Genomic DNA, 7852 nt, shown 5'->3' with positions numbered 1-7852 from the left:
CGATCCTCGGCTATGTCCGCATGCATACCGGCGTCGACTGGGCAGCCCCCATCGGCACGCCGATCATCGCCGCGGGCAATGGCGTCATCGAGAAGGTCGGCTGGGCCGGCGGCTATGGCAAGCAGATCATCATTCGCCATGCCAACGGCTATGAGACCTCCTACAATCACCAGAGCGCTTTTGCCAAAGGCATCGAACCGGGCGTTCACGTCCGCCAAGGCCAGACCATCGGCTATCTCGGCCAGACCGGCCTCGCCACCGGCCCGCATCTTCACTACGAGCTGATCGTCAATGGCACCAAGGTCGATCCGATGCGCGTCCGCCTGCCCGTCGGCAAGGTGTTGAAGGGCGAGGACCTTGTCGCCTTCAAGCGTGAACGCGAGCGCATCGACGACCTGCTGAAGCAGGAAGACAGTGATTCGCTGAAGGTCGCGAGCGCCAAGATCGAAGGATAGTTCCTTCGATCCACCCGTCAGTCGCGAGGGTTTTCGGCGGGCCGGCGCCATGGCAATGATTCGCCTGAAATCGTCATCCAGGCGATGACAGCCGAAAGCAGGCAAAGCAGCGCCGTTACAAAGGAAACAGCCGAGAATGCGGCGTCGCTGGCGGCAAGCCGTGCGGCGTCGACAGCCGGGGCCAGTCCGGTCGTCGCCGGTTCACCGAACCCCGGCACGCCGGGCAAGGCGCTGCCATCCAGGGCCTTCGCGTAGACCCAGGCGGCAAGCGACCCCATAGCCGCAACCGCAATCAGGCCGCCTATGCGCGAGACGGCATTGTTGATACCGGAGGCCGCGCCCGTATCCTTGTCTTCCACCGCCGTCATGATCGCGGTCGACAGCGGCGACACCACCAGCGCCATGCCGAACCCCATCAGCGCCATCAGCGGAAATGTTCCGGTCCAGAAATTGTGGATACCGGCATGCGTCAACAAGCCAAGCCCGGCGAAGGCGAAGGCAACCACCAGACTGCCGCTGGCGATCGGAAAACGCGGTCCGATCCGGTCGGACCACTGGCCGACAGGCCCAGACAGCAGTGCGATCAATGCAGACAGCGGCAGGAAGATGAAGCCGACCTCGGCCGTGCTCAGCCCCCAGCCGGCGATCAAAAGCATGGGCAGGTAGAAAAGATTGGCCGACAGCGCGAAATAGAGAAAGAAGGTCGCGAGATTGGCGCCGGCGAAGGCGCCGATGCGAAACAGATTGAGATCGATCATCGGCTCGCGCTGCCGGCGCTCGTAGAAAATGAAGACGAAAAGCAGGACCACGCCGGCAACGATTGCCGAACCCGACATGAATCCGGCAGCCTCCGCGTTCATCGCCGTCAGCCCGTAGGCCAGCAACCCGAAGGCCAGTGTCGCCAGCGCCGCGCCGCCAAGATCGAGGCTGCGCTTTTCGGTCGGCCGATCCGCCGGGATCTTGGCGAGCAGCAGGTAGATCGAAACCAGCCCAAGCGGCAGGTTGATGGCAAATATCGCACGCCAGATTCCATTGCCAAGGGTCGACAACACGAAACCGCCCAGCACCGGACCGAGTGCCGTGGTCAGCGCCGAAGCGGCGGCCCAGATGCCGATTGCGCGGCCGCGCTCCTTTTTCGGATAGGCCTTGGCGATGATGGCAAGGCTTCCCGGCACCATGATCGCAGCGCCGACGCCCTGGATTGCACGAAACGCGATCAGCACCGCCGGATTGGGCGCCAGCGCGCAGGCCAATGAAGCGGCGATGAACAGCGCGATGCCGGCGACGAAGGCGCGGCGCAGGCCGAAGCGGTCGCCCGCAGCACCGCCGGCAAGGATGAGCGCCGAAAGCGTCAGCCCATAGGCATTGGATATCCACTGCGCTTGCGCCAGGCTGGCGCCGAGATCGACGCGGATTGCCGGCGTGGCGATGGCAAGGATCGAACCGTCGATGAAACCAAGCGCTGAAGCCAGGATCGCGGCGATCAGCACATAGCGCCGCTGCGACTGCGGGCAGAACGTACCGTTGGCGGTCGGCGGCGGGACGGCAGCGGCTTTGCTCGGTGAATGCATGCAACCTGCATAAACCCGCGGCGCGCCTGCAACAACCAGCCAGCGGTCCCGGTCGTTGAAACCAGCTGCGCAGCCACCTGGCCGCATTGGCAGGTGCCGGCCCACGCAGGTGCAAACAAGCGCCGGCATGCTAAGCTTTCACGCGGCATCGGACGGAGCCGATCAGACAGGGGAGAAAATCGATGAAGCGACCGCTCGAACCATCCCAGTCCGGGCTCCACCGCGTCGTCGGGCTGACCGACGGCGTCTTCGCCATCGCGCTGACCCTGATCGTTCTGGAGATTCGTGTACCGACGCACGAGGCGATCCATTCCGAAGGCGATCTCCTCGACGCCGTCCTGGCGTTGGCGCCGCGCTTCCTGACCTATGCGCTTTCCTTCCTGACGCTGACCATCTTCTGGTTCGGCCAGCAGGCGCAGCATGGGTTGATCACCAGATCCGACAGGCGGCTGGCAACGCTCAATTTGTGCTTTCTCGCCTTTATCGCCCTGCTGCCGTTCTCGACCGATCTTCTGGCCGACTTCCTCGAATTCAGAACCGCGGTCGCCGTCTATTGGCTCAATCTGCTGATGCTCGGCGTCACCCTGATCGCCAGCTGGCGCTATGCGGAGAAAAATGGCCTTCTGGCGGATGATGTCGACGTCGAAACGAAACGCACGGTCTACCTGCGCATCGTCAAGGCGCAGCTTCTGTGGGCGGTCGGCGCCCTGCTCTGTCTGGTCACCCCGCTGCTCAGCGTCGGCTTCATTCTCATGGTGCAGCTGATTTATGCCGCGACACCGAGCGCGAAATGGTTGCGCAGGATGATCGGGTAGAGCAATTCCAGGAAAAACGTGGCGGTTTCCCGGGAAAAGCGCGCAGCGCCGGAGCGGCTCGGAAGTCCATCGAACACTGAACCGCTCTAACCAGCGACGAACGCCGCATCGTCTCAGTCGACGAATTCCACCGTCACGCCGGGCGAAACCAGCTTGGCCAGCTCGCGGGCATCCCAATTGGTTAGTCGCACGCAACCATGGCTTTCGGTCTTGCCGATCTTCGAGGGATCCGGCGTGCCATGGATGCCGTAGGTCGGCTTGTCCAACGCGATCCACACCGAGCCGACAGGGCCATTCGGGCCGGGCGGAATGGTCAGGACCTTATTGTTCTCGCCCTGTTTGAAATTGATGTTGGGGTTGTAGGTGTAGTTCGGATCGAGCGCGACACGGGACACGGCATGAATGCCGGACGGCGACGGCGTGTCGGACGAGCCGATGGTGGCGGGATAGGCCGCGACCAGCTTGCCCGCCGTATCATAGGCAAAGACCTCTTTCTTGCCCTTGTCGGCGACGATACGAGCCACCGGCGACGACACCAGTCTGCCGAAATTGGCAACCTTGATGATCGTTCCGGGACGGTTGAAATTGGCCTCCGGGTTGAGCGCCTTGAGATAGTTCTCGTCCATGTGGAAGCGCTCGGCAAGCGCTTCCGTGACCGACGTATAGCCCATGCGGTCGAGCTGCGCCTTCTGGCTGTAATCTTCCGGGATCGACGCAACATAGGGACCGGCCGCATCCTCCGGCGTGATCGTGTAGTTGGCCAAGGCATCGCCGCCCGATTGTGCAAGGGCCGCCTGGATGCCGACGGCGTCGGTCGATCGCAGATTGCTGCCGGTGATCTGGTTGTAGGCAGCCAGCGCCTTGTCGACATTCGAACCGAAGCGCCCGTCGATGACGCCAGGCGAAGCGCCGCCGCGATCAAGCAGCACCTGCAGAGCCGCGACATCCTGGCGTGCTCCGAGCGAAAGCGACGGGTCGACCACAGTCTTGCCGCCTGCTTTCGGCGGTAATCCCGCCTCGTCTGCGGGCGCCGGCTGCGCGGCGGGAGCCGTGGGCTCGACCGGCTCTATCGAGGCCTCGTTCAGCGGCTGGCGCTTGATGGAGGGCGGCGTTGCCGGCTGGGGCGCTTCCGGATAGTTGTCGTAGACGCCGTCGCCGCCGGGGGCCGGCGGGTAGGCCTCGACGGAATTGTCGCCATAGGGATCATATCCCTGGACGGGCGGCGCGATGACCCGGCCTTCGTCTTCCATCTGCCTGCGGCGGAAGCGTGCCATGTCTTCCGGATCGTCGAGATAGTAGCGGTCGTCGTCGGCGGGAACGCGGCCGAGTTCGCGCAGCCGTGTCTCGCGGCGCAGCGCGCGTCGGTCGAGCCTGGTCTGCGGCGGTTGGATGGCGATGACCTTGCCCGTGTCCGCATCGACGATGACGCGGTTGCCCCTGGCGTCGTAATAGATGTCGAGATTGCCGTCCTGGGCCAGCAGGATGCCGCCGTCAGCGGGGCGGACGACCCGCGGCGAAGCGTCCTCGGTCGGCGCGGCGAACGCGCTTGAAAACGCCAGTCCGGCCGCAAGTGCCGAAAGGGTGAAGATCGTCCGCAACATCGTGGGCAAACTCTCCGGTCCGTAATTGCCGTCGCCGGCGGCTTTCGCGCGTAGCGAGTCCTTCGCCAGCGAACCACCGCCCGACCATAAGGTTCCAATATGAACCGGGCATGAAGATGGCGGTTTTCCGGCGCCTCGACGAATATCAGCTAAATGCATATTATCCAAAAGCGGCCCGGTTTGGGGCGAAAGATATGCATAGAACAAAAAGCTAAAGCGCGTCGCCTGAATCCGTCGAGCGTGACGCGCTTTAGCCTCAGGCAAGTCCCAGTTCCTTTCGCGCCTGCTTCGTCAACTTCAGGGCGACAAGACGATGGCTCTCGCGCAGGTAATCCTTCAGCGCGCCATCATCCATGCTCTGGCTTGTCTGGCGCTGGATCCATTTCATGCCGCGCGAGGCAAGATAGGGTGCGGGCCGCAAGCCCGGCTGCTCCTTCAGCACATCATAGGCAATGTCGGAGCATTTGAAGGTGATGAAAGGATCGCGGCCCTCGCTCCAGCCGCCGATGGCAAAGACCTTGGCGCCGACCTTCCAGACATGGGCGCCGCCCCACTGGACGACATGCGATGTGGCGGGCAGCGAGGCGCAGAAGCCGTTATAGTCGTCCAGCGTCATGCGTGCTCCTGCCGAAAGACGCGGAAAAGCCGCGCGCCCGTCCTGGGCGCGCGGCGTTCAATCAGGCTGCCGCTTCGGTCGCGACGACCGTCGGCTTCGAACGGAAATTCAACCGGTCGGAGCCAGCGGTCACCTTGACGGTCGAGCCGTCGAGGATCTCGCCGAGCAGGATCTTCTCAGCCAGCGGATCCTGCAGGTCTTTCTGCATCACCCGCTTTAACGGCCGCGCGCCATAGGCAGGGTCGTAACCCTTGGATGCCAGCCAGTCGATCGCCTCCTGGTCCAGCGACAGCGTGATCTTGCGGTCGACCAGCAGGTCTTCCAGCCGCTTGAGCTGGATTTCGACGATGCGGCCCATATCCTGCCGGCGCAGCCGATGGAACAGGATCACCTCGTCGACGCGGTTGAGGAACTCCGGCCGGAACGACGCCTTGACGACGTTCATCACTTCGTCGCGAACCTGGTCGACATCCTGGTCCTCGCCGAGATTGACCAGGTATTCGGCGCCGAGGTTCGACGTCATGATGATCAGCGTGTTGCGGAAGTCGACCGTGCGGCCCTGCCCATCGGTGAGCCGGCCGTCGTCGAGCACCTGCAGGAGCACGTTGAACACGTCGGGATGCGCTTTCTCGATCTCGTCGAACAGCACGACCTGATAGGGCCGGCGCCGCACCGCTTCGGTCAGCGCGCCGCCTTCCTCATAACCGACATAGCCGGGAGGCGCGCCGATCAATCGGGCAACCGAATGCTTCTCCATGAACTCCGACATGTCGATGCGCACCATCGCGCTCTCGTCGTCGAACAGGAAGTTCGCCAGCGCCTTGGTCAGTTCGGTCTTGCCAACGCCGGTCGGGCCGAGGAACATGAACGAGCCGATCGGCCGGTTCGGATCCTGCAGGCCGGCGCGAGCGCGCCGCACTGCCTTGGAAACCGCTTGCACCGCCTCGCCCTGGCCGACGACGCGCTTGCCGATCTCGTCTTCCATGCGCAACAGCTTGTCGCGCTCGCCTTCCAGCATCTTGTCGACCGGAATTCCGGTCCAGCGCGAGACGATGTGGGCGACATGATCGGGCGTGACCACTTCCTCGACCATGCCAGCCTTGCCGTCCTGGGCCTCGGCTTCCTTCAGCTTCTTTTCCAGTTCCGGGATCTTGCCATAGGCAAGCTCGCCGGCGCGCTGGAACTCGCCCTTGCGCTGGGCGATGGCCAGTTCGTTGCGCGCCTCGTCAAGTTGCTTCTTGAGATCGGCGGCGAGCCCGAGCTTCTGCTTCTCTGCCTGCCATTTCGAGGTCATCTCGGTCGATTCCTCCTCAAGGCTAGCGAGGTCCTTCTCGAGCCGGGCAAGCCTGTCCTTCGAAGCCTCGTCCTTCTCGACCTTCAGCGCTTCGCGCTCGATCTTGAGCTGCATGATGCGGCGGTCGATCTCGTCCAGCGCTTCGGGCTTGGAATCGACCTGCATGCGAAGCCTCGAAGCGGCTTCGTCGACGAGGTCGATCGCCTTGTCCGGCAGGAACCGGTCGGCGATGTAGCGGTTGGACAGCGTCGCCGCCGCGACCAGCGCCGAATCGGAAATGCGCACCTTGTGGTGCTGTTCGTATTTCTCCTTCAGGCCGCGCAGGATGGAGACCGTGTCCTCCACCGTCGGCTCCTCGACGAAGACCGGCTGGAAGCGGCGGGCGAGTGCGGCATCCTTCTCCACATGCTTGCGGTATTCGTCGAGCGTGGTGGCGCCGACGCAGTGCAGTTCGCCGCGCGCCAGCGCCGGCTTCAGAAGGTTGGACGCATCCATGGCGCCGTCCGCCTTGCCGGCGCCGACCAGGGTGTGCATCTCGTCGATGAACAGGATGATCCCGCCGGCAGCGGCAGTGACCTCGGAAAGCACGGCCTTCAGCCGCTCCTCGAACTCACCGCGATATTTGGCGCCGGCGATCAGCGCGCCCATGTCGAGCGCCATCAGCTGCTTGTCCTTCAGCGATTCCGGCACGTCGCCATTGACGATACGCAGCGCCAGGCCTTCTGCAATCGCCGTCTTGCCGACGCCCGGCTCGCCGATCAGCACCGGATTGTTCTTGGTGCGGCGCGACAGCACCTGGATGGTGCGGCGGATCTCGTCGTCGCGGCCGATGACCGGATCGAGCTTGCCGGCGCGGGCATCGGCGGTGAGATCGCGCGCGTATTTCTTCAGCGCGTCATAGCCCTGTTCGGCATTCGCCGAATCGGCGGTGCGGCCCTTGCGGACATCGTTGATCACCTGGTTGAGCGCCTGCGCGGTAACGCCGGCCTTGGCCAGTATGTCTGATGTCTTGGCCGATTTCTCGACCGCCAGCGCGGTCAGCAGCCTTTCGACCGTGACGAAGCTGTCGCCGGCCTTCTTGGCCAGTTCCTCGGCCGTCGAAAACACCTTGGCCAACGGCTGTGCCAGATAGAGCTGGCCGTTGCCGCCCTCCACCTTGGGCATCGCTTCGAGTGCCGTCTCGATGCCGAGCTTGACGTCGCGGACGCTGCCGCCGGCGCGCTCGATGAGCGACGCAGCCAGACCCTCGTCGTCATCGACGAGCACTTTCAGGATATGTTCGGGGGTGAATTGCTGGTGGTTGCGCGAGAGCGCCATGGTCTGCGCGGATTGGATGAAGCCGCGCACGCGCTCCGAGTATTTCTCGAGATTCATACCTGTCTCCTTCCATCACCGGCCCGCTTTGCGGCACCGGATCAGTTTGCGGTGACGGACCCGCCCGTGAGAGCCGGGTCCAGTTGAGGCTGATATGGTGCGCAACCCGCGAACCCTCAAGACATC

General features: G+C 63.8%; 6 protein-coding genes (1 of these 6 only partly in view). 2 read left to right on the top strand and 4 right to left on the bottom strand.

Annotated features, from left to right (window positions below):
* On the top strand, nucleotides 1-455 hold the end of the coding sequence (locus LB541_RS18560) for a M23 family metallopeptidase (protein ID WP_181168324.1). The gene continues 1516 nt to the left of window position 1, outside the view; only the last 455 of its 1971 coding nucleotides appear in the window; its start codon lies off the left edge, out of view; the stop codon is at nucleotides 453-455.
* Between the two features lie 17 nt (nucleotides 456-472).
* Here the strand turns inward: LB541_RS18560 and LB541_RS18555 are convergent, their stop codons facing one another.
* Nucleotides 473-2026 (bottom strand): MFS transporter, encoded by a 1554-nt coding sequence (locus tag LB541_RS18555; protein ID WP_140500947.1) that lies wholly within the window; start codon nucleotides 2024-2026, stop codon nucleotides 473-475.
* A 182-nt stretch (nucleotides 2027-2208) separates the two neighbouring features.
* Between LB541_RS18555 and LB541_RS18550 the strand changes: the two genes are divergently transcribed.
* Nucleotides 2209-2841, top strand: coding sequence for a TMEM175 family protein (locus tag LB541_RS18550; protein ID WP_140625592.1), 633 nt, complete (start codon nucleotides 2209-2211; stop codon nucleotides 2839-2841).
* 113 nt (nucleotides 2842-2954) lie between these two features.
* Here the strand turns inward: LB541_RS18550 and LB541_RS18545 are convergent, their stop codons facing one another.
* The 3 genes from LB541_RS18545 to clpB form a co-directional block, all read right to left on the bottom strand.
* Nucleotides 2955-4442, bottom strand: coding sequence for a L,D-transpeptidase family protein (locus tag LB541_RS18545; protein WP_140500943.1), 1488 nt, complete (start codon nucleotides 4440-4442; stop codon nucleotides 2955-2957).
* 256 nt (nucleotides 4443-4698) lie between these two features.
* On the bottom strand, nucleotides 4699-5058 hold the full coding sequence (locus tag LB541_RS18540; protein WP_140500941.1) for an MmcQ/YjbR family DNA-binding protein: 360 nt from the start codon (nucleotides 5056-5058) through the stop codon (nucleotides 4699-4701).
* Between the two features lie 61 nt (nucleotides 5059-5119).
* On the bottom strand, nucleotides 5120-7726 hold the full coding sequence (clpB, locus tag LB541_RS18535; RefSeq protein ID WP_224619264.1) for an ATP-dependent chaperone ClpB: 2607 nt from the start codon (nucleotides 7724-7726) through the stop codon (nucleotides 5120-5122).
* Nucleotides 7727-7852: the final 126 nt, after the last annotated feature.

Origin of the sequence: Mesorhizobium sp. BR1-1-15, from assembly GCF_020165475.1 — a bacterium.
Lineage (GTDB): Bacteria > Pseudomonadota > Alphaproteobacteria > Rhizobiales > Rhizobiaceae > Mesorhizobium.
This window is presented reverse-complemented; position numbering and strand designations above follow the sequence as displayed.